This window comes from Actinomycetospora sp. ABD4_176 (genome assembly GCF_056311855.1).
Genome location: NZ_CM149974.1, coordinates 295,134 through 315,280 on the forward strand (window position 1 = coordinate 295,134; position 20,147 = coordinate 315,280).

Genomic DNA, 20,147 nt, shown 5'->3' on the forward strand with positions numbered 1-20,147 from the left:
GAGGTGGTCCATCAGGCGCTCGCCTCCGTCTCGGGCAGCCGCGCCAGCAGCGCGTCGACGTCGGTGCCGCGGGGCAGGGTGCCGAACGCGTGCCCGTGGTCGCCGGCCACCCGCGAGCCGACGTAGGCGTCGGCCACCGCCGAGGGGGCGTTGCGGACCAGCAGCGCCCCGGTGAGCAGCACCGCCATCCGCTCGGCGAGACGCCGCGCACCGCGCTCCTCGGGGGCGGCGAGCTCGGCCTCGACGTCCTTGAACCCGGCGTCGACGCGGTCGTCGACGCCGAGCACCTCGGCGCGATAGGCCTCCAGCGTCGCGGGCTCGCGGGCCAGAAGGCGCAGCAGGTCGAGGGCGTTGACGTTGCCCGAGCCCTCCCAGATCGAGTTCAGCGGCGCCTCGCGGAACAGTCGCGGCATGCCGGACTCCTCGACGTAGCCGTTGCCGCCGAGACATTCGAGCGCCTCGCCGACGACGGCGGTCTGGCGCTTGCAGATCCAGTACTTGCCCAGCGTCACGCCGATCCGCCGGAACGCCGCCTCGTGCTGGTCGCCCGCCGCCCGGTCCTGCGCGCCCGCCAGCCGCATCGCCAGCGCCACCGCACCCTCGGACTCGCAGGCGAGGTCGGCGAGCACCTCGCGCATCAGCGGCTGCTCGATCAGCGTCCGCCCGAACGCCGAGCGGTACCGCGCGTGGTGCGCGGCCCGCGACACCGCCGCCCGCATCCCGGCCGTCGAGCCCAGCGCGGTGTCGAGACGCGTGCACGCGACCATCTCGATGATCGTCCGCACGCCCCGGCCCTCGTCACCGACCCGCCAGGCGACGGTGTCGTCGAACTCCGGCTCGGAGGAGGCGTTCGACCGGTTGCCGAGCTTGTCCTTGAGCCGCTGGATGCGGAAGGTGTTGCGCGTGCCGTCGGGCAGCACGCGCGGCACGAGGAAGCAGGTCAGCCCGGCTCCGCCGCCCTGACCCGTCGCTCCGCTCGCCCCGCCGGCCTGCGCGAGCACCAGGAACAGGTCGCACATCGGGGCGCTGGTGAACCACTTGTGCCCGGTCAGGCGGTAGACGGTGTCCCCGGAGCCGTCGGGCCGGGCGACCGTGGTGTTCGCGCGGACGTCGGAGCCGCCCTGCTTCTCGGTCATGCCCATGCCGGCGAGCAGGCCGCGCTTGGTCGTCGGCACCCGCAGCCCGGGGTCGTGCACCCGGCTGGTCAGGCCCGGGCCGTACTGCGCGAGCAGCTCGGGCGCGGCGCGCAGGGCGGGCAGGACGGCGTAGGTCATGGTGATCGGGCAGCCGTGGCCCGCCTCGACCTGGCTCCACGTCACGTAGCCGGCCGCGCGGGCGACGTGGGCGCCGGGCCGGTCGTCGGCCCACGCGGCGCCGGCGAAGCCGTGCTCGACGGCGACGCGGGTCAGCTCCTGGTAGCCGGGGTCGTAGTCGACCTCGTCGATGCGGTGCCCGACGCGGTCGTGGGTGCGCAGCCGGGGCTCGTTGCGGTGCGCGGCGTCGGCCCACTCCTGCGCGGTCGCGGAGCCGGCCAGGCGGCCGACGGCGTGCAGCTCGTCGCGGTACCACCCGGCCCCCTCGCGCTCGAGCGCCTCGAGCAGCGGCGGGTCGGCGGCCACGTCGTGGCCGACGAGATCGGGGACCTGGTTGGTGACCTCATGCGTCGCGGGCACCCCGTGATCCGACCACGCCGCGCGCCCGTGATCCAGGCCCCGGCGCGGGCCCGCCGCGGGCGAGCGCCACGAGACCCGGCCGGTCGTGGATCCGGTAGACCCCGCGCCCCACCGGCTCGATGATCCCGCGCGCCACCAGCGTCGCGAGCGCCTGGTTGACCGACTGCCGGGCCGCCCCGAGCCGGCTCGCCACCTCGGCCTGGCGCAGGGTGACGACGACGAGGTCGGACCCGTGCTGCCGGCTGGCCAGCAGGAACTTCGCCACGCGGCGCACGACGGGCAGCGAGCCGAGGTCGGTCATCTGCTCGGTGAAGGCCTGCAGCCGCTCGGCGATGTGGCGCGCGATCGCGATCCCGAGCTCGCGGTCGGCGGCGAGCATCGTGGGCAGCAGCGTCGCCGGCACGCGCAGGACGCGGGTGTCGTCGAGCAGCGCGCGCATCGTGGCGAAGTAGGGGATGTCGGCGACGACGTTCTCGAGGCACAGGCTCTCGTGGCGGCGGTCGGCGACGAAGTAGAGCATCGACTCGGGCCCCGTCGGGTCGCCGCGCCACGCCCCGACCCGGCCGCGCAGGAGCACGAAGAACGCGTCGGCGACGCCGCCCGAGCGGTAGAGCTCGGCGTCGCGGGCGAGCGTCACCACGGCGGTGGCGCGGGCGGCCTGAACGAGGAGGTCGGCGGGCAGACGGCGGAACCACTCGATCTCCGCGAGGTCCTCGACCGTCGGCCGCATGGCCGAACCGTAGCGTCCCGAACGACCCCCGTCCTCGTCACGGAACGCACCGCCGCGGCGACCCCTTGTCGCCCGCGGAGCGACGGTGCACCGTGGGCCGGGTCACGGTGATCTCCACGGTGATCTCCACGTGATCTCGAGGAGGAGCTCATGGCCGACGTCCCGTCGATGCGGGAACTGCTGGGCGACGACCCCCCGCAGAACTGGGGCAAGTGGGGCGACGACGACGAGGTCGGCTCCCTGAACTACCTCGACGCGAACCAGGTGCTGCGCGGCGTGGCCAGCGTCAAGAGCGGCCAGGTCTTCACGCTGCAGTGCCCGATGGGCCACCCCCACGGCGACCCGGTCTTCCCCGGTCGCGAGGGCATCAAGCGCGAGATGGTGTGGGACCACGACGTCTTCGAGTCCGGCGAGGGCCCGAGCTTCCCCGGCGGCATCCGCGCGACCGACGACAAGGCCGAGATCTTCCTGCAGGGCTCCTCGCAGTACGACGCGCTGGGCCACGCCTGGTACGACGACACGCTCTGGAACGGGCGCCACGCCGACACCACCACCGGCGGCGGCATGAGCTGGGCGTCGATCCTGCCCATCGCCGAGCGGGGCGTCGCCGGACGCGGCGTGCTCGTCGACATGGCGCGCCACCGCGGCAAGGACTGGCTCGACAAGGGCGAGACGTTCACGCACGAGGACCTGCAGTCCGCCGCGTCGACGCAGGGCGTGACCATCGAGAACCGGGACATCCTGCTCGTGCGCACCGGCTTCCTGAAGTACTTCTACGCGACGCCCGCCGAGGAGTTCTACGAGGGCTTCGTCGAGCCGGGCCTGACCTACTCGCGCGAGCTCGTGCAGTGGTTCCAGGACAAGGAGATCCCGAACCTCGTCACCGACACCATCGCCAACGAGGTCACCGCGCACCCGGAGACCGGGGTGCTGCTGCCGCTGCACGCCTCGCTGCTGCGCAACCTCGGCGTCAGCCTCGCCGAGATCATCTGGCTCGACGACCTGGCCGACGCCTGCGCCGCCGACGGCCGGTGGGACTTCCTCTACACCGCGGCGCCCCTGAAGATCCACGAGGCGACCGGCTCGCCCGTCAACCCCGTGGTGATCCGCTGATGGGGACGTACGACGAACGGCCCTGGCTGCCGCGCTACCGCGACGACTACCCGCACGACGTCGAGCCCGAGTACCCGAGTGCGCTGGCGATGTTCTCGGCGGCGCTGGAGCGCTCGCCGGACACCGAGATCGTCCGCTACTTCGACGGCACGCTCACGCTGCGCGAGCTCGACCGCCTCTCCGACCGGTTCGCCGTCGCGCTCGCCGACCGCGGCTTCGAGAAGGGGCACCGGCTCGCGACGTACCTGCAGAACATCCCGCAGGTGCTCATCGCCGTCATCGGCACGTGGAAGGCCGGCGGCATCGTCGTCTCGATCAACCCGATGAGCCGGACCCGCGAGCTGACCACGTTGCTCGCGGACTGCGAGGCGACCGCGCTGCTCGCCGAGGAGGACCTGTTCGGCCAGGTCGCGGCGGAGGTCGTCCCGACGATCCCGTCGCTGCGCATCGCCTGGACGACCTCGCCGCTGGAGTACCAGACCCGCCACGACGAGCGGCTCTTCACGGGCATGGAGCGCACGCGGCACGAGGGCACCGAGGACCTCACCGAGGTGCTCGCGGCGATCGGGGATCGCAAGCCCGAGCCGGTCGACCTGGGCCTCGACGACGTCGCGTTCCTCGGCTACACCTCGGGCACCACCGGCCCGCCCAAGGGCGCGATGAACACCCACCGCAACGTCGTGTTCAACGCGCGCACCTATCGCGACTGGATCCAGCTCGGCCCCGAGGACTCGGTGCTCGGCGTCGCGCCCCTGTTCCACATCACCGGCGTCATCGGGCACATGGCGATCGCCCTGCTGATCCCGATCCCGCTGGTGCTCGCCTACCGCTTCGAGCCGGGCGTGGTGCTCGACGCGATCCGCGAGCACCGCCCGACGTTCTCGATCGGCTCGATCACCGTGTTCATCGCGCTGATGAACGCCGAGGGCGCCAAGCGCGAGGACCTCGCGTCGATGACCCGGCTGTACTCCGGCGGCGCGCCGATCCCGCCGTCGACGATCACGGCGTTCTCCGACCAGTTCGGGCTCTACATCCACAACTTCTACGGGCTCACCGAGACCAGCTCGCCCTCGCACGGCGTGCCGCGCGAGGCCGACGCCCCGGTGGACTCGGCGTCGGGCGCCCTGTCGGTCGGCGTGCCGGTGTTCTCGACGGTGGTGCGGATCGTCCGCGACGACGGCACCGATGCCGACGTCGGCGAGGTCGGCGAGATCGTCACGCGCGGGCCGCAGGTGGTGCCCGGGTACTGGAACAAGCCCGAGGAGACGCAGAACGCGCTGCGCGCCCCCGACGGGTCGGTGGAGCTCAGGACCGGCGACGTGGGCTACATGGACGCCGAGGGCTGGTTCTACGTCGTCGACCGCAAGAAGGACCAGATCAACGCCGGCGGCTACAAGGTCTGGCCGCGCGAGGTCGAGGACGTGCTCTACGAGCACCCCGCGGTCCGTGAGGCGGCGGTCGTCGGCGTGCCCGACGAGTATCGCGGCGAGACGGTCAAGGCGTTCGTCTCGGTGCGCCCGGGCCACAGCGTCGAGCCCGACGAGCTCATCGCGTTCTGCAAGGAGCGGATGTCGGCGTACAAGTACCCGCGCCAGGTGGAGCTGATGGACGAGATCCCGAAGACCGTGACGGGGAAGCTGCTGCGTCGCGCCCTGCGGTCGTGACGCCCTCGTGGGTGCTCGTCCGCGCCGGGCGAGCGCTCACGGTGCCGCGAACCACTACGATCGCCGGGCCATGACCCCACCGTCGTGGCCCGCGGTGCCGATGCTCTTCGTCGAGGTCGAGGGCGTGCTGCGCAAGACGCCCGAGGACCTCGGCCGCCCCTACCGCGGCCCGTTCGACATCGAGGTCTTCCCGGACGCCGTCGAGCGGCTGCGGCTGTGGAAGGGCGCCGGCGGGCGGGTCATCGGGTTCAGCCAGCAGGGCGGGGTCGCGCTGGGGGAGACCGACGAGCAGACCGCGGTGCGCACGCTGTGGACCGTGCGCGAGCGCGTCGCGAACCTCCTCGACCACGTCGTGCACTGCCCGCACCACCCCGACGCGCCGATGCCCGACCACGCCCGCTGCTGGTGCCGGCTCCCGCGCCCGGGGCTGCTCATCGCCGGGCAGCACGAGGTCTCGCTGCGCCAGCAGGAGCGCTACCCGCTGTGGATGTCGCTGCTGGTGGCCCGCTCGCCCGAGGCGCTGCAGGCCGCGGCCGACCTGGACCTCGACCACCTCGAGGGCGACCGCTGGCGCCGCGACGGGGGAGTGGACGCGGGGGAGTGAGCCCGGCGCTCGCGGGTCCGCGAGGGGCACGTTCGGCATGATCGAGAGGCCTCGCGGCCTGTGGAACGTGCCCCTCGCCGGGGTGCTCGCGACGACGGCGCCGGCGCCCCGGCTCACGTCGTGAAGCGCTGCTCCAGCTCGCGGATCTCGTCCAGACCCTCGCGCGCGGCGAAGGCGTCGAGGCCGCCGATCTCGTCGAGCACCGCGGCCGGGGTGCCGTCGGCGCGCAGACGCGCGAGCACCGAGCGCATGGCGGTGTCGGCGGCGAGCAGCGTCGACACCGGGAACAGGACGAGCGAGAAGCCGAGCTCGGCGAGGCGGTCGTAGGTCAGCGACGGGGTGCGGCCGCCCTCGGCCCAGTTGAACAGCAGGCGGTGGCCGGCGAGCTCCTTCGCGACCGTCTCGATCGCCTCCTCGGAGGTCGGCGCCTCGACGAAGAGGACGTCGGCACCGGCGTCGTGGAAGCGGCGCGCCCGGTCGATCGCGGCGTCGAGACCCTCGACGGCGGCGACGTCGGTGCGCGCGATGACGACCATGTCGGGGTCGGACCGGGCCTCGACCGCCGCCCGGATCTTCGCCTCCATGTCCTCGCACGGGACGACGACCTTGCCCGCGAGGTGCCCGCAGCGCTTGGGCATCACCTGGTCCTCGATGTGGAGCCCGGCGACGCCCGCCTGCTCGTACTCGCGCACGGTGCGGATGACGTTGATCGGGTTGCCGTAGCCGGTGTCGGCGTCGGCGATGAGCGGGACGTCGATCGTCGCGGCCATCCGGCGCGCGTTGTCGACCATCTCGGCCTGGCCGAGCAGGCCGACGTCCGGGCGCCCGAGCAGCGAGGCCGTGGTGCCGAAGCCGGTCATGTAGGCGACGTCGAACCCCGCCTGCTCCACGAGGCGCGCCGAGTGGGCGTCGAAGGCGCCGGGGGCGAGGACGGGCCGCCCGGAGTCGAGCAGCTCGCGCAGGCGGGCGCGGCGGTTGCCGGGGCGGCTGAGCAGATCTCCCACGACGCGGGCTCCTTGTGCACAACGGGGGACGGCCGTGGCCGATCGTGCCTTGTCGCGCGCGGCGACGCACCCTAAGTTGCACACAATCACGGGACGGGAGGGCGATGACCAGCACCACCGCACGCGCCTCCGAGCGCGCGCTCGCCGACCTGCGCACCGCCATCCTCGAGGGTGACCTCGCGGCGGGGGCTCACGTCGGCGAGGTCGAGACCGCCGAGCGGCTGGGGCTCTCCCGCACCCCGGTCCGCGAGGCGCTCACTCGGCTGGCCGCCGAGGGACTGGTCGAGCTCGAGGCCCACCGCGGCGCGCGGGTCACCCGGTTCTCCCGGGCCGACCTCGACGGCATCTTCGACGTCCGCCTCGCCCTCGAGCCCCGTGCCACCGCCCGCGCCGCCGCCCACGCCACGGCCGCCGACCTCGACGCCCTCGAGGCGCTCGCCCGCCGCATGCAGGAGCTCGGCGCCCCGGGGGCCGACCAGGACCTCGACGCGCTCGTCGACCTCAACCGCGACTTCCACGCGCGCCTGCTCGACCTCGCCCACGCGCCGGCGCTGGCCGCGGCGCTCGGGAACGTCGTGCACACGCCCGTCGTCACCCGGACCTTCCGCGCCTACGACGCCGACTCGCTCGCCCGCAGCCTCGCCCACCACCTCGAGATCGTCGCCGCGCTGCGGGCCGGCGACGGGGACTGGGCGGGCGCGGTGATGCGCTGCCACCTGGGCAACGCCCGCGCGGTGATGGTGGGTGCGCGGTGAGCAACCCGCACGGCGCCCCGTTCGCCGGCCGCGTGGGCTGGGGGAGCCGGCCCGCCGTGGTCGTCGTCGACCTCGTGCGCGCCTACACCGAGCCCGGCGGCCCCTTCTTCCTCGACGCGCCGGCCGTCGTCGAGGCCTGCGCCGACCTCGTGGCCACCGCCCGCGGCGCGCGGCTCCCCGTGCTCTGGACGGTCGTGCGGTTCGCCCCGGACATGGCCGACGCCGGCTTCTTCGCCGCCAAGGTGCCCTCGCTCGCCTGCTTCGCCGAGGGCGCGCCGGGCGGGTGGGGCGAGCTCGCGCTGGCGCCGGCCGACGGCGAGGCGCTCGTCGTCAAGCAGCACGCGTCGTCGTTCGCGGGCACCTCGCTGGCGGGGACGCTGCGCGCCCGCGGCGTCGACACCGTCGTCGTCGCCGGGGTGTCGACCTCGGGCTGCGTGCGCGCCACCGCCACCGACGCGCTCGCGCACGGCTTCCGGCCCATCGTCGTCGCCGACGCGTGCGCCGACCGGAACACCGCGCTGCACGACCAGAACCTCGCCGACCTCGACGCCAAGTACGCCGACGTCGTGGACCTCGCCGAGGCGACCCGGTGTCTTGCGTCTCCCTGACGATCGCGGAGATACGTGGCAGGGCGCCCGGAAGGACCGTTTCGTCGGCTCGACCTGCGTGAACGGCGGGTGTACACCGGGTGCTGACGACCCGGCCACACCCCTCGCGGCCGGGCCGCCTCCGTCGCCGGGACCGAGCGAGGAGCGCGATCGCCATGAGTGAACGTCCGCTGTCCGACCGCCGCCGCCACGAGCACGCCGAGCTCGACTGGGAGGTCCGCGCGTGGGCCGACCCGCCGGGCCGTCAGCCCGACGAGGAGGGCTGGCACAGCCTCGGGTGGAGCGAGAACCACGACGACGCGGTCGTGCTGGCCCGCGCGCTGACCGAGTCGCGGCAGTACGAGTACGCCGAGGTGTGGGGGCCGTGCGGGGAGGCGACGTCGGGCCGGGCGCGCATGTGCGAGCGGTTCCCCGAGCCGGACGCCGAGGAGCGCCGGGCGATGTGGCTGCGGGCCGCCGCCGAGCACTACACCGACGGCATCGACCTGCCGCACCGCACCTTCGCCGACACGGTCTGAGCCGGCGTCGGTCGACGCCCGGACGACCCCTCTCCGCGGCGGGGACGGCGTCGTCGACGCGCCCCGTGCGACGAGCTGTCCGCCCCCTCGGGGGTCACTCCGGCCGGCGGTGCCAGCGGGGGTCGTGGAGCAGGTCGACGAAGTTCGGGTTGTTGAGCGCGCCCGTGCGCGCCCGGCGCACCAGGTCGATCGCCTCGTCGGGGTCGTGACCGCCGCGGATCAACGCGGCCGCCGAGAGCAGCCCCGAGCGGTTGATCCCCGCCGCGCAGTGGATGAGCACGCGCTTGCCCCCGTTGCGCATGTCGTCGACGAGGTCGGCGAGCCCGCGCAGCGTCGCGAAGTCCGGCGCCGGGCCGTCCTCGATGATCCAGTGCACGTAGAACTCGACGTCCTCGAGCGGCGGCGCGCTGCCGTGCAGGTCGAACACCGCGTCCCAGTGCTCGCCCGGCTCGGGGCTCCCGGACTGCCACAGCCCCGGCACGATCTCGTGGGGCGGCCAGGGCGGCGGCTCCTCGGTGAGGTCGTCGCGCAGGTGTGCCGCGACGTACTCGTCGTCCTGCAGTTCAGCCACCGGTGGCCTCCGCCTGTCGTGCGTCCTGTCCGTCCCATCCTGGCCATCGCGACCGCGTCGTGCACGGCTCACGGGGCGACCGCCGCCGCGAAGGCCCGTGCCGTCGCGGTCGGGGCCACCTGCCCCGACCAGGCCAGCACGATCGGCAGCGGGGCGGGCTCCTCCGCGATCGACACGGCGACCACCGCGTCGCGTCGTCCGGCACCCGGGTCGGCCTGGGCGAGCACCGTGAAACCCAGCCCCTGCGCCACGAGCGCCCGGGCGGTCTCGGCGTTCGCCGTGCGGTAGCGGACGCGGGGTGTCAGCCCGGCGGCGAGGCAGACGCCGAGGGCGTGCTCCGAGCTGGGCGGCAGGTCCAGCAGGACCATCGGCTCGCCGGCGAGGTCCGCGAGCGCGACCGGCCGCGTCCCCTGCAGCAGCGCGTGGCCGCGGGGCAGGACGAGGTGCGGCGTGTTCGCCGAGACCCCGGTGAGCTCGAGGGCCGGGTCGAGGCGGTGGTCGTAGACGACGGCGACGTCGAGCTCGCCGGAGAGCAGGCCCCGCTGGAGCAGGTCCTGCGAGCCCTCGACGAACTCGACGCGTGCCCGCGGGTGCCGCGCGGTGAAGCGCCCGATCGCCGCGGGGAGCAGGCCGGGGGCGAGGGTGGTGTAGCAGCCGACCCGCACGGTGCCGGCGACCTCGCCCGGGTCGCCGGCCGCGGCGTCGGCGAGCTCCCCGGCCTCGCGCAGCAGCCGCCGGGCCCGGCGCAGCGTCTCCTGACCCGCGGGCGTGAGGCGGATGCCGTGCGCGCGGCGGCGCACGGTGAGCTGGGCGTCGAGGGCGCGTTCGAGCTGGTCGAGGGCGAGTGAGAGCGCCGACGCCGAGACGTGCAGCGTCGCCGACGCCCCGGCCAGCGTCCCCGCCTCGGCGACCGCGACGAAGTAGGCGAGCTGCCGCAGCGAATACTCAGGATTGCTCACGTATCAGCCCACATACCTGAACTTTACAACGGTTGTGGCGCGGCGCACGGTGGATCGCATGACCACCACGCTGGACGGGTCGACGGGCGCCGGCGGGACGGCGCCGGCGGCGCGGACCTACGACGTCGGCGCGAGCGACGAGGTCGCCGAGCGCGGGCGGCTCGTCGTCACCCTCGGGCACGGCGCCGACGCCGTCACCGTCGGCGTCTTCCGCTTCCGCGACCGCCTCTACGCCTACGAGAACACCTGCGCCCACCAGGGCGGCCCGGCCTGCCAGGGCCGCATCGTCTCGCGGGTGCGCGAGCGCCTCGACGACGGGCAGCGCAGCCTCGGCCTCGTCTTCGACGACTCCGTCATGCACGTCGTCTGCCCCTGGCACGGCTTCGAGTACGACGTGACGACCGGCCGCCACCCCGGGCGGCCGGACTACGCGCTGCGCCCGGTGACGGTCGCCGAGGAGGGCGGGCGGATCCGTGTCACGGTCTGAGCGCATCGCCTCCTTGGTGGAGGAGCTGACCACCGAGGTCGACGCCGGCCTCGGCGACGGGGCCATCGCGGCCCTGGACCCCGACGTCGCCCGCCGCCTGTTCGCCGTCGCCGGCCGCCTCTACGCCGTCGCCGCCGAGGAGGACGCGCACCCGCCGACGGGCACCGACATCACGCCCACGGAGGCGGTCGTGCTCGCGACCGCGGCGCTCAAGGCGCACGACCTCAACCCGTTCGACCTCGCCCTCTGGTTCTCGAGGAGCAGCTCATGACCATCGACGACGGTGTGCGTCGCCTGCCGACGCAGGAGATCACCACCCACACCGACAGCCGCGAGATCCTCGCCAACGCCGCCCGCGACACCGAGCGCTACGGGCTCGACGACTACTTCATCGTCGACGTCGACTCCCACCACGTGGAGCTCGACTCGTGGCCGGAGATCCTCGAGTACCTGGACTCGCCGGTGCTCAAGGACACCGCGCACCAGATGATGCGCAACTGGCCGCAGGCCTCCCACCTCGCTCTGCACAACCACCCGCCCGGGCTGACGATGCAGGACGTCTCCGGGCGCATCCCGCACCAGGCGTCGCTCGCCGAGGAGACACCGGGCGCGGCGTCCGGCGCGGAGCGGGACGTGACGCTCGTGCGCCGGGCCATGGACGCGATGAGCATCGACCTGCAGGTCGTCTTCCCGCAGCCGATGCTCGAGACCGGCCTGCACCCGCAGCCGCAGGTCGCGAGCGCGCTCCTCCAGGCCTACAACCGCTGGTTCACCAGCCAGATCCTGCCGCGCGAGCCGCGGGTCAAGACGATGCTCGGCCTGCCGTTCGAAGACCCCGACGCGTGCCTGGCGACCGTCGAGGAGTTCGCCGACCACCCCGGCGTCATCGGCTTCCTCGTCACCAGCCAGCGCCACGCGGGCGTGCACCGCAACGCGTACATGCCGCTCTACCGGATGCTCGAGGAGCGGGGCCTGCCGATCGGCTTCCACGCCGGCCCGAACCAGGGCGACTCGATGACGTCGACGATGAACCGCTTCCTGTCGGCGCACGCCATGAGCTTCGTGACCTGCAACATGACCCACATGACCAACTGGGTCATCAACGGGATCCCCGAGCGCTTCCCGAACCTGCGCACGATCTGGATCGAGAGCGGGCTGGCGTGGGTGCCGTTCATGATGCAGCGGCTCGACCACGAGTACTACATGCGCCAGTCCGACGCCCCGCTGCTGACGAAGCCGCCGTCGCACTACATGCGCGAGATGTACTACACCTCGCAGCCCATGGAGTGGACCGACGACGCGCTGCTCGAGGCGACGCTGCGGGCCATCGACGCCCCGAACACGCTGATGTACTCGTCGGACTGGCCGCATTGGGATTTCGACGTCCCCGGGCGCATCGCGTCGCTGCCGTTCCTCGACGACCACGCCAAGCGGAACATCCTCGGCGAGACCGCGCGCAAGGTGTTCGGGCTGTGACCTGACCTCCGCCCGTCGCGTCCGGGACCGCGCCCGGCGCCCCGACCGGGTCGCGGGGTGGCTCGATCCAGGATGGTGAGGCTAGCCTTCCTCGCGTTCGGGTGAAGGAGGGGCCGTGGCGAGGATGGCGGTGCTGCCGCTGCTCGAGGTGGTGGCGACCGAACGCCTCACCCCGCGCATGCAGCGGGTGACGCTGGGTGGTCCCGCCCTGCGCGCCCTCGAGCCCGTGCCGCCCGCCGCGCACGTCCGCCTGCTCTTCGCCGAGCCCGGGGCGCCGGTCGCGCTCCCGAGCCCCGGCCCGTCGGGGCTGACGTGGCCCGCGGACTGCTCGCGGCCCTACGCGCGCAGCATGACCGTGCGCGCGCTCGACCGCGCCCGCGGCACGATGACGATCGACATCGCCCTGCACGGCGACTCCGCCGCCGGGCGGTGGGCCACCGCGGCGCACCCCGGCGACCCCGCCGGCGTCGTCGGCCCGGGCGGCGGCTGGACCGCGCCCGCCGACGCCCGTGCGGTCCTGCTCGCCGGCGACGACACGGCGCTGCCCGCCATCGCCGCCCTGCACGAGGCGCTGCCCGCGGACCTGCCCGTCGCGACGGTCGTCGAGGTCGCCGACCCCGAGGACGAGCAGCCGCTCGCCCGCCCCGTCACGTGGGTGCACCGGGCGCTGGGCGGCTCGCTCGTCGACGCCGTGCGCGCCCGCGCGGTCACCGCCGGGACCGCGGTGTGGGTCGCGGGGGAGGGGCACGCGGTCAAGGCGATCCGCGAGCACCTGCGCCTCGACCGCGGGCTCGCGCGCAGCCACTGCCACGCCATCCGCTACTGGACGCTCGGGCGCTCGCACGAGGACTCCGACGCCACGTTCGGCGCCGCGCGCGCCGAGGCCGCGCGCCGGGGCATCGACCTCGTCACCACCCAGGACGTGCACGAGATGAGCTACGAGCTCATGACGGGCGGTTTCCGGCTCCCGTCGGGCTGACCGCCCGGTCTGCACATGATCGTCGCTCGTCTGGGGCAGACTCCCCGCACCGAACGGGAGACGACGTCGTGACGGCGAGGAGCGCGGGTGGCCGACGAGGGTGAGCTGGTCGCCGAGCGCTACCGCGTCCTCGCGCGCGTCGGGCAGGGCGCGATGGGCGTCGTCTGGCGCGCCGAGGACGACCGGCTGCAGCGGGAGGTCGCGCTCAAGCAGGTCTCCCTGCCCGCCGGCGCCGACGACCAGTCCCGCGACCGCGCCCACCGGCGGGTCTTCCGCGAGGGCCGGATGATCGCCCGGCTGCACCACCCGCACGCGATCGCGGTCTACGACGTCGTCGAGCACGACGACCGCCCGTGGCTGGTCATGGAGTACCTGGCGTCGCGCAGCCTCGCCGAGGTCCTCGTCGGCGACGGCCCGCTCGACCCGCAGCGGGTCGCGCGGCTGGGGCGCCAGGTGGCCGACGCCCTCGCGGCCGCGCACCAGGCCGGGATCGTCCACCGCGACGTCAAGCCCGGCAACGTGCTGCTCGCCGACGACGGGCTGGCCAAGGTCACCGACTTCGGGATCGCCCGCGCCGTCGACGACGTCACCCTCACCTCGACCGGGATGATGGCCGGCACCCCGGCCTACCTCGCGCCGGAGGTGGCCCGCGGCGGGGCGGCCGACTTCCGGTCCGACGTGTACTCGCTCGGCTCGACGCTCTACGCCGCGCTCGAGGGCGCGCCGCCCTTCGGCACCGGCGACAACCCGCTGGCGGTGCTGCACCGCGTGGCGTCCGGGGAGTACGCCCGGCCCACGCCGCGCGGGCCGATCACCCCGCTCGTCGAGGCGCTGCTGCGGCCCGGGCCGGCGGAGCGCCCGGACATGCGGCAGGTGCGCGACGACCTCGCCCGTCTCGTGTCGACGGAGGCCGGCACCGAGGAGGGGCCGGTGACGCCGGTGCTGGCGCGGCCGGTGCCGGCGGCGAAGCCCGGGCCGTCCCCGGCGCCCGCCCGGGCTCCCGCGCCGGACCACGCAGCGGAGCACGCACCGGACCGCGGGCCGGACCACGCGCCGGAGCACGCGCCGGAGCACGGGCCGGACCACGCGCCGGATCGCGGGCCGGACCATGCGCCGGACCATGCGCCGGCGCCCGTGCGGATGTCCGTGACGTCGGCGCCGGCGGCGTCCGTGTCGTCGACCGCGTCACCACCCGCAGCGCCACCCGCGGCGTCACGCGCGGCGCCGCCCCCCGCGGTGTCGTCACCCCCGCCGGCTCCCGCGTCGGGGGCTCCACCGGCTCCCGGGGGGCACGGGGCGTCGGAGGGCGCCGTCGCCGTGCCGCCCGACACGCGCCCGGCCACGACGGCGCCGGTCGGGACGCCCGGCGACGGTCCGGCTGGTCCGGGAGGGCCGGACGAGCCGCCGACGACCGAGGAGCCGGCCCGTGGCCGTCGGTGGCCGTGGCTCGTGGCCGCGGCGGCGGTCGTCGCGGTCGTCGCCGTGATCGCGCTGGCGGCGCTGCTGAGCACGACCGCTGACCGGCCGGGCGCGTCGGTGCCGGGCGGCACGGCCGCGCCGGAGAGCTCGGCGCCCGAGGGCGAGGGCACGGGCGGCGCCACCGGCAGCGCGGCGGGCGACGGCGGTGGGGGCAGCGGCAGCGCCGGCGGCGGCTCGACGGTGGCGCCGTCCGGGAGCCCCGAGGAGCAGGCCCGCCAGCAGGCGATCATCGACTACTACGGCCTGATCCCCGACCAGCTGGACGAGGGCTGGCGGCGCCTGACGCCCTCGTTCCAGCAGCAGACCGCGGGCGGGTTCGAGAGCTACCGGGCGTTCTGGGGCCAGATGCAGCAGGTCACCGTGCGGGGGGTGTCGTCCGCGGGCGGCGACGAGGTCGACGCCACGGTGACCTATCGCTACGCCGACGGCCGCGAGGTCGACGAGCGCACGGTGTTCCGGCTGGTCTTCGCCGACGGCGTCTGGAAGATCGACGGGCAGCGGCAGGCGAGCTGATCCGTCACGGCCCGAGGAAGACGCGCTGCGGGTGCGGATGGCGCAGGAACTCGTGGTGGGAGATGTCCCAGCCGTAGGCGCCCGCGGCGTCGAACACGACGACGTCACCGGCCTGGAGCCGGTCGACGGGCGCGCGGGCGAGGGTGTCCTTCGGGGTGCAGAGCTCGCCGCAGATCGTCACCTCCTCGCCGGTGACCTCGGGGCGCGGGCGCCCCGCGGGCCACGCGTCGACGGGCACGACGTGGAACGGGTGGCTGTGCTGCCAGGACGCGGGCAGGCGGAAGTGGTGCGTGCCGCCGCGCAGCAGGGCGTGGGCGTGACCGTGGGTGTGCTTGAGGTCGAGCACCTCGGCGGCGTAGACGCCGCAGCGGGCGACGAGGAAGCGCCCGCACTCGAAGTCGATCTCACGCCAGTGGGCGGGGAACGTCGTCAGGAGCTCGTCGAGGCCGCGGCAGAAGGCCGGCCAGTCGAACGGGGTGTCGAGTGCCGCGTAGTCGACGCCGATGCCGCCGCCGACGTTCACGACCTCGGCGCGGACCCCGAACCGCTCCTCCCAGGCGAGCACGACGTCGCGGTAGTGCCCGAGCATCGCGAGGTGGGTGGCGGGGTCGAGGTTGTTGGACAGCGAGTGCAGGTGGAACCCGGCGAGGCGGATCCCGGGCAGGCTCGTCGCTGCCTCGACGGCGGCGGGGAGGTCGGTCTCGTCGATCCCGAACTGGGTCGGGCGCCCGGCCATGGCGATCCGGGCCGCCGGGAAGGGGCCGGCGAGGTTGACGCGCAGGAGGACGTCGGCGGTGGTGCCGTGGGCGGTCGCGGCGTCGCTGAGCCGGTGCAGGCCGAGCAGGCTCTCGACGTGGACGCGGGTGACACCGGCGGCGACCGCGGCGGCGAGCTCGTCGTCGGTCGGCGCCGGGCCGCCCAGGAGCACCGCGGCGTCCGGTGCGGCGTCGCCGACGACGCGCAGCTCGCCGCCCGACGCGACCTCGAACCCGGCGACGATCCCGTCGAGAGCGGCGACGACCCGCTCGTCGGCGTTCGCCTTGACCGCGTAGAACATCCGGCACCGCGGCGGCAGGGCGTCGACGACCGCCCGGACGTGCTCCTGCAGGGCGCGCAGATCGTAGGAGTAGAGGCACACCGGGCCCGGGCCGGCGACGGCGGCGGCGATCACGTCCTCGTGTGAGCGAAGTTCCCGGCTGTAGCCGGGAATTTCGCTCACCTGGGAACGGAAGGCGCGCACCGCCAGGGACCGCTCCTCGCCGTGGACGAGGTCGCGCACGCCGCGGGCGCGCCAGCGGTGGACGTCGGCGGGCACGCGGGGGATGGCGCAGAACCGCACGCCGTGGCGCGCGCAGGCGGCGTGGACCTGCTCGACGGCCCGGCGCACGCGCGGGTGCCGCGTGCGCCACGGCACCCCGAGCGACTGGGACAGGTCGGCGGCGCCCTCGAGCACCATGTCCAGCCCCGGGGTCGCGACGATCTCGTCGATGACGTCGAGCGCCTCGGCGTCCTCGATCATCGCGACCACCGTGACCTGCGCGTTCGCCGTCGCCACGTGGGTCGCGAGGTCCACCCGGCCGTAGCCGACCATCCGCCCCGAGTTCAGCGACCGCATCCCTGCCGGCGCGTACCGGGCCGCGCGCACGACCTCCTCGACGTCGGCGCGGGTCCTCACGTGCGGGATCACCACGCCCGTCGCCCCGGCGTCGAGCACGCGCAGGACGAACCCCGGGTCGTGCTCGGGCACCCGCACCCACGGCGCGATCCCGGCCACCTCGGCGGCGCGGATCATCTCCTGCAGGGTGTCGGGGGAGACGAGCGCGTGCTCGGCGTCGAGGATCGCCACGTCGTACCCGGCGGCGCCGACCATCTCGACCAGCGCGGGCGACGGCGTCGCCACGAAGAGCCCGTCCACGTGGAGCCAGTGTGCGCTACGCGCACGTGAGCACTTTCCGGGCCTATAGGCCCGGAAAGTGCTCACGAGCTACGGCGCGAACCACCCCGAGGGGGCCAGGGCGCCGCCCTCGACGAGGTGCGGGACGTAGTGGTCGTGGTAGATCCGGGCGATCAGCTCGCGGCGGCTGCGCACGCCGACCTTCGTGAAGACCTTCTTGAGGTGGTCCTGCACCGTGTACGCCGAGAGGTGCAGCCGCGCCGCGACGTCGGCGGTGTCGACGCCCGCGAGCACGAGGCCGACGACGTCGCGCTCGCGCCCGGTCAGGCCGTAGGACGCGACGATCAGCGGGATCACCTCGGGCGGCCGGGCGTCCTCGAGGGTGACGACGACGTCGGTGCCGCGCCCGCCCCGCCCCACCAGCGGCGACGCGTGCGCGACCAGCCAGCGCCCCGACCGCGAGCGCAGCCGGGCCCGGGGGACCGCGGCGGTGGGGTCCGACGCCCGCCGCCGCGCGGCCCCGACGATCGCGCACACCACCTGCGGTAGCGGCGACTCGCCCAGCGGCCCGCCGCCCAGGTCGGCGACGCGGGCCTCGGCGCCGACGTTGGCCGACACCACCTCGTCGTCCGCGTCGACCACGAGCACCGCCGGCGCCCCACCGTGGTCCGCGGCCGCGAGGTCGACGGCGCCGACGACGAGCCCGGTGCGCAGCCCGCGGGCGAACCCCGGCGCCACCGAGCTCACGAACTCCTGCTCGGCGAGCGTGAACGTGCGCCCGCCCTGGTGGAACAGCGCGATGCCGCCCCACGTCGCGCCGTCGGCGGCGAGGCCCGCCCGCAGCTCGTCGGAGAAGTCCCAGATCGGCGAGAACATCTCGGCGAACCGCCGCGAGCGCACCGGGTCGCCCCCGGTCTCGGCGCCCAGCGCGGCGACCGCCCCGGGCCGGCGCGACACCGTGCGGAAGTCGTAGACGTCGTCGACCTCGTACTCGTAGTAGGACCACTGCAGGTCGTGCTCGTCGTCGACGTCGCCCCACTTGACGGTGGCGGTGACCAGCTCGGTCGCGGGGTCGAGCGTCGCCAGGCACGCCGCGGAGAACGGCAGCGCCCGGCGCAGGGTCTCGATCGCGGCGGCGCCGAAGGTGGGCCAGTCCAGGCCCGCCGCGGCGAGCCCGTCGATCTGGGCGCGCACCCGCTCGGCGCTCATCACGGTCACGTCACCCACTGTAGTGCGCGCTGCGACGGATGAGGTATCCCAGATATCTGGGGTGGCCGGACCCCAGGTCCCTGGGATGGGCGGGCCGTGATCGGCGGTCCAGGCTCTGCCCCATGCCACTCCCGCAGCTCACCGCCCCGCAGCGGATCAACCCGACCACCTGGAACGCGTCCCTGCGCTACGACCAGGCCCAGCTCCGCCCGGCACCCGCGCAGCTACTCACCGTGGCCGGTCAGGGGTCGATCGACGCCGACGGGCAGGTCCTGCACACCGGCGACGTGTACGCGCAGATGGCGCTCGCCATGGCGTACGTGGAGGACCTCCTGGCCCGCGGCGGCATGGACCTGCGCGACGTCACCCGCCTCGTCGTCTACGTGACCGACGTCGACACCGCCCTCGCCGCCTACGGCGCGATCACCGAGCGGCTCGACGCCCTCGGCGCCACCCCGCCGACGACCCTCCTCGGGGTCGCGCGCCTCGCCCTGCCCGGCATGGCCGTCGAGATCGACGCCACCGCCGCCCGCTGAACCGCTGACCCTCCCCGCACCCACCGGAAGGACCCGACCATGACCGCCCCCGCGCTCCCCGCCGCCCTCGAGCCCGGCGACCCGGCCTTCGCCGCGGCCGTCGCCCCGTTCGTCACCACGACCACGCCACGGCCCGACCTGGTCGTCGAGGCCCGGAGCCCCGCCGACGTCGTCGCCGCGGTGCGCTGGGCCGGCGCCGAGGGCCGGCCCGTCACGGTGCAGGCCACCGGCCACCAGCTGCTCTCCGACCTCGCCGGCTCGGTGCTGGTCTCGACGCGGCACCTCGACGACGTGCGCGTCGACCCGGCCACCCGCACCGCGGTCGTCGGCGGCGGCACACCGTGGAAGCAGGTCATCGCCGCGGCCGCCGAGCACGGTCTGGCGCCGGTGTGCGGGTCGTCGTCGCAGGTCGGGGTCGTCGGCTTCTGCCTCGGCGGCGGGCACGGCCCGCTGTCCCGGGCGTTCGGCACCGGCGCCGACCAGGTCCGCCGGCTCCGGATCGTCACCGCCGACGGCGTCGAGCGCGACGTCGACGCCGCGCGCGAGCCCGACCTGTTCGACGCCCTGCGCGGCGGCAAGACCGGGTTCGGCGTCGTCACCGAGATGGAGATCGCGCTGCACCCCGTCGCGCGCCTGTACGGCGGCGGCATCTTCTTCCCCGGCGAGGCGTCGCCGGCGCTGCTGCACGCCTGGCGGGAGTGGGTGGCGACGCTGCCCGACGCCGCATCGAGCTCGATCGCCCTGCTGCGCCTGCCCCCGGACCCGACGCTGCCGCCGCCGCTGCAGGGTGCCTTCGTGACCCACCTGCGCTTCACGCACCTCGGCGACGCCGCGGAGGGTGCCGCGCTGCTCGCGCCCATGCGGGCGGTGGCGACGCCGATCGCGGACATGGTCGACGAGATGCCGTTCGCGGCGATCGACGCGATCCACGCCGACCCCACCGACCCGATGCCGATCTGGGACGACTCGGCGGCGCTGGGCAGCCTGCCCGCCGAGGCCGTCGACGCGCTGCTGGCCGTCGCCGGGCCGGGGGTGGAGACGCCCCTGATCATGGCCGAGCTGCGCCACCTCGGCGGGGCGATCGCGCGGCGCCCCGAGCGCGGCCACGACGCGGTCGCGGGCCGGGACGCCGCGTTCCACCTCTACGCGCTGGCGCCGATGTTCCCGCCGGTGGCGGCGGTCGCGCCGGCCGCGGCGCGCGGGGTCGTCGACGCGGTGCGGCCGTGGACGGTCGGCGGGCTGCCGAACTTCCAGGGCCCGGCGGCGGGCGGGCGGCTCGGGGCGCTCTGGGACGCCGAGACGCTCGCGTTCCTCACCGCCGTGCGCGAGCAGTACGACCCCTCCGGCCTCTTCCGGACGGTGGGCCTGCGCTGAC

At 74.8% G+C, this 20,147-nt stretch carries 20 protein-coding genes; 13 read left to right on the plus strand and 7 right to left on the minus strand.

Translation table 11 applies throughout. The features are described from left to right. Positions 1–11 precede the first annotated feature (11 nt). The gene (locus ACYX4T_RS01390) at positions 12–1,673 is read right to left on the minus strand and encodes an acyl-CoA dehydrogenase family protein (RefSeq protein WP_476012794.1); all 1,662 of its coding nucleotides are present in this window, start codon (positions 1,671–1,673) and stop codon (positions 12–14) included. Next, complete coding sequence (locus tag ACYX4T_RS01395; RefSeq protein ID WP_476012795.1) at positions 1,657–2,403, minus strand: Crp/Fnr family transcriptional regulator; 747 nt, start codon at positions 2,401–2,403, stop codon at positions 1,657–1,659. Before ACYX4T_RS01395 ends, ACYX4T_RS01390 begins: the two co-directional genes overlap by 17 nt. 150 nt (positions 2,404–2,553) lie before the next feature. On the opposite strand from ACYX4T_RS01395, the gene ACYX4T_RS01400 reads away from it, so the two are divergent. The 3 genes from ACYX4T_RS01400 to ACYX4T_RS01410 all read left to right on the plus strand — a co-directional run bounded on the left by ACYX4T_RS01400 (position 2,554) and on the right by ACYX4T_RS01410 (position 5,784). After that, on the plus strand, positions 2,554–3,516 hold the full coding sequence (locus ACYX4T_RS01400) for a cyclase family protein (RefSeq protein WP_476012796.1): 963 nt from the start codon (positions 2,554–2,556) through the stop codon (positions 3,514–3,516). Further along, positions 3,516–5,180, plus strand: a complete 1,665-nt coding sequence (locus tag ACYX4T_RS01405) for a class I adenylate-forming enzyme family protein (RefSeq protein WP_476012797.1) — start codon at positions 3,516–3,518, stop codon at positions 5,178–5,180. Before ACYX4T_RS01400 ends, ACYX4T_RS01405 begins: the two co-directional genes overlap by 1 nt. Positions 5,181–5,250: 70 nt before the next feature. Beyond that, positions 5,251–5,784, plus strand: a complete 534-nt coding sequence (locus ACYX4T_RS01410; RefSeq protein WP_476012798.1) for an HAD family hydrolase — start codon at positions 5,251–5,253, stop codon at positions 5,782–5,784. A 113-nt stretch (positions 5,785–5,897) separates the two neighbouring features. Here ACYX4T_RS01410 and ACYX4T_RS01415 read toward each other — a convergent pair whose 3' ends face one another. Beyond that, the gene (locus ACYX4T_RS01415) at positions 5,898–6,788 is read right to left on the minus strand and encodes an isocitrate lyase/PEP mutase family protein (RefSeq protein ID WP_476012799.1); all 891 of its coding nucleotides are present in this window, start codon (positions 6,786–6,788) and stop codon (positions 5,898–5,900) included. Between the two features lie 104 nt (positions 6,789–6,892). On the opposite strand from ACYX4T_RS01415, the gene ACYX4T_RS01420 reads away from it, so the two are divergent. From ACYX4T_RS01420 to ACYX4T_RS01430, 3 genes are all read left to right on the plus strand, one after another. Continuing rightward, complete coding sequence (locus ACYX4T_RS01420; RefSeq protein WP_476012800.1) at positions 6,893–7,543, plus strand: GntR family transcriptional regulator; 651 nt, start codon at positions 6,893–6,895, stop codon at positions 7,541–7,543. Beyond that, on the plus strand, positions 7,540–8,151 hold the full coding sequence (locus ACYX4T_RS01425) for an isochorismatase family protein (RefSeq protein ID WP_476012801.1): 612 nt from the start codon (positions 7,540–7,542) through the stop codon (positions 8,149–8,151). The genes ACYX4T_RS01420 and ACYX4T_RS01425 overlap by 4 nt, the downstream gene beginning before the upstream one ends. A gap of 155 nt (positions 8,152–8,306) precedes the next feature. Continuing rightward, positions 8,307–8,669 carry a hypothetical protein gene (locus ACYX4T_RS01430; protein ID WP_476012802.1) on the plus strand — a complete coding sequence of 121 codons (363 nt, stop codon included), beginning with the start codon at positions 8,307–8,309 and terminating at the stop codon, positions 8,667–8,669. A gap of 94 nt (positions 8,670–8,763) precedes the next feature. On the opposite strand, the gene ACYX4T_RS01435 is transcribed toward ACYX4T_RS01430, so the two are convergent. Together ACYX4T_RS01435 and ACYX4T_RS01440 are read right to left on the minus strand one after the other, a co-directional pair. Continuing rightward, the gene (locus tag ACYX4T_RS01435; protein ID WP_476012803.1) at positions 8,764–9,240 is read right to left on the minus strand and encodes a protein-tyrosine phosphatase family protein; all 477 of its coding nucleotides are present in this window, start codon (positions 9,238–9,240) and stop codon (positions 8,764–8,766) included. Positions 9,241–9,308: 68 nt separating this feature from the next. Further along, positions 9,309–10,199 (minus strand): LysR substrate-binding domain-containing protein, encoded by an 891-nt coding sequence (locus ACYX4T_RS01440; protein ID WP_476012804.1) that lies wholly within the window; start codon positions 10,197–10,199, stop codon positions 9,309–9,311. A 58-nt stretch (positions 10,200–10,257) separates the two neighbouring features. On the opposite strand from ACYX4T_RS01440, the gene ACYX4T_RS01445 reads away from it, so the two are divergent. From ACYX4T_RS01445 to ACYX4T_RS01465, 5 genes are all read left to right on the plus strand, one after another. Beyond that, positions 10,258–10,686: a Rieske (2Fe-2S) protein gene (locus ACYX4T_RS01445; RefSeq protein WP_476012805.1), complete on the plus strand. Its 429-nt coding sequence runs from the start codon at positions 10,258–10,260 to the stop codon at positions 10,684–10,686. After that, on the plus strand, positions 10,673–10,957 hold the full coding sequence (locus ACYX4T_RS01450) for a hypothetical protein (protein ID WP_476012806.1): 285 nt from the start codon (positions 10,673–10,675) through the stop codon (positions 10,955–10,957). The genes ACYX4T_RS01445 and ACYX4T_RS01450 overlap by 14 nt, the downstream gene beginning before the upstream one ends. Further along, on the plus strand, positions 10,954–12,162 hold the full coding sequence (locus ACYX4T_RS01455) for an amidohydrolase family protein (RefSeq protein WP_476012807.1): 1,209 nt from the start codon (positions 10,954–10,956) through the stop codon (positions 12,160–12,162). Before ACYX4T_RS01450 ends, ACYX4T_RS01455 begins: the two co-directional genes overlap by 4 nt. A 124-nt stretch (positions 12,163–12,286) precedes the next feature. Continuing rightward, positions 12,287–13,141: a siderophore-interacting protein gene (locus ACYX4T_RS01460; protein ID WP_476015160.1), complete on the plus strand. Its 855-nt coding sequence runs from the start codon at positions 12,287–12,289 to the stop codon at positions 13,139–13,141. An 87-nt stretch (positions 13,142–13,228) separates the two neighbouring features. Further along, positions 13,229–15,133 (plus strand): serine/threonine-protein kinase, encoded by a 1,905-nt coding sequence (locus tag ACYX4T_RS01465; RefSeq protein WP_476012808.1) that lies wholly within the window; start codon positions 13,229–13,231, stop codon positions 15,131–15,133. Positions 15,134–15,137: 4 nt separating this feature from the next. Here ACYX4T_RS01465 and ACYX4T_RS01470 read toward each other — a convergent pair whose 3' ends face one another. Further along, on the minus strand, positions 15,138–17,048 hold the full coding sequence (locus tag ACYX4T_RS01470; protein WP_476012809.1) for an aldolase/citrate lyase family protein: 1,911 nt from the start codon (positions 17,046–17,048) through the stop codon (positions 15,138–15,140). A gap of 69 nt (positions 17,049–17,117) precedes the next feature. After that, on the minus strand, positions 17,118–18,236 hold the full coding sequence (locus tag ACYX4T_RS01475) for a helix-turn-helix transcriptional regulator (RefSeq protein WP_476015161.1): 1,119 nt from the start codon (positions 18,234–18,236) through the stop codon (positions 17,118–17,120). 122 nt (positions 18,237–18,358) lie between these two features. Between ACYX4T_RS01475 and ACYX4T_RS01480 the strand changes: the two genes are divergently transcribed. Together ACYX4T_RS01480 and ACYX4T_RS01485 are read left to right on the plus strand one after the other, a co-directional pair. Continuing rightward, the gene (locus ACYX4T_RS01480) at positions 18,359–18,772 is read left to right on the plus strand and encodes a RidA family protein (RefSeq protein WP_476012810.1); all 414 of its coding nucleotides are present in this window, start codon (positions 18,359–18,361) and stop codon (positions 18,770–18,772) included. Positions 18,773–18,811: 39 nt separating this feature from the next. Further along, complete coding sequence (locus ACYX4T_RS01485; RefSeq protein ID WP_476012811.1) at positions 18,812–20,146, plus strand: FAD-binding oxidoreductase; 1,335 nt, start codon at positions 18,812–18,814, stop codon at positions 20,144–20,146. Position 20,147 lies beyond the last annotated feature (1 nt).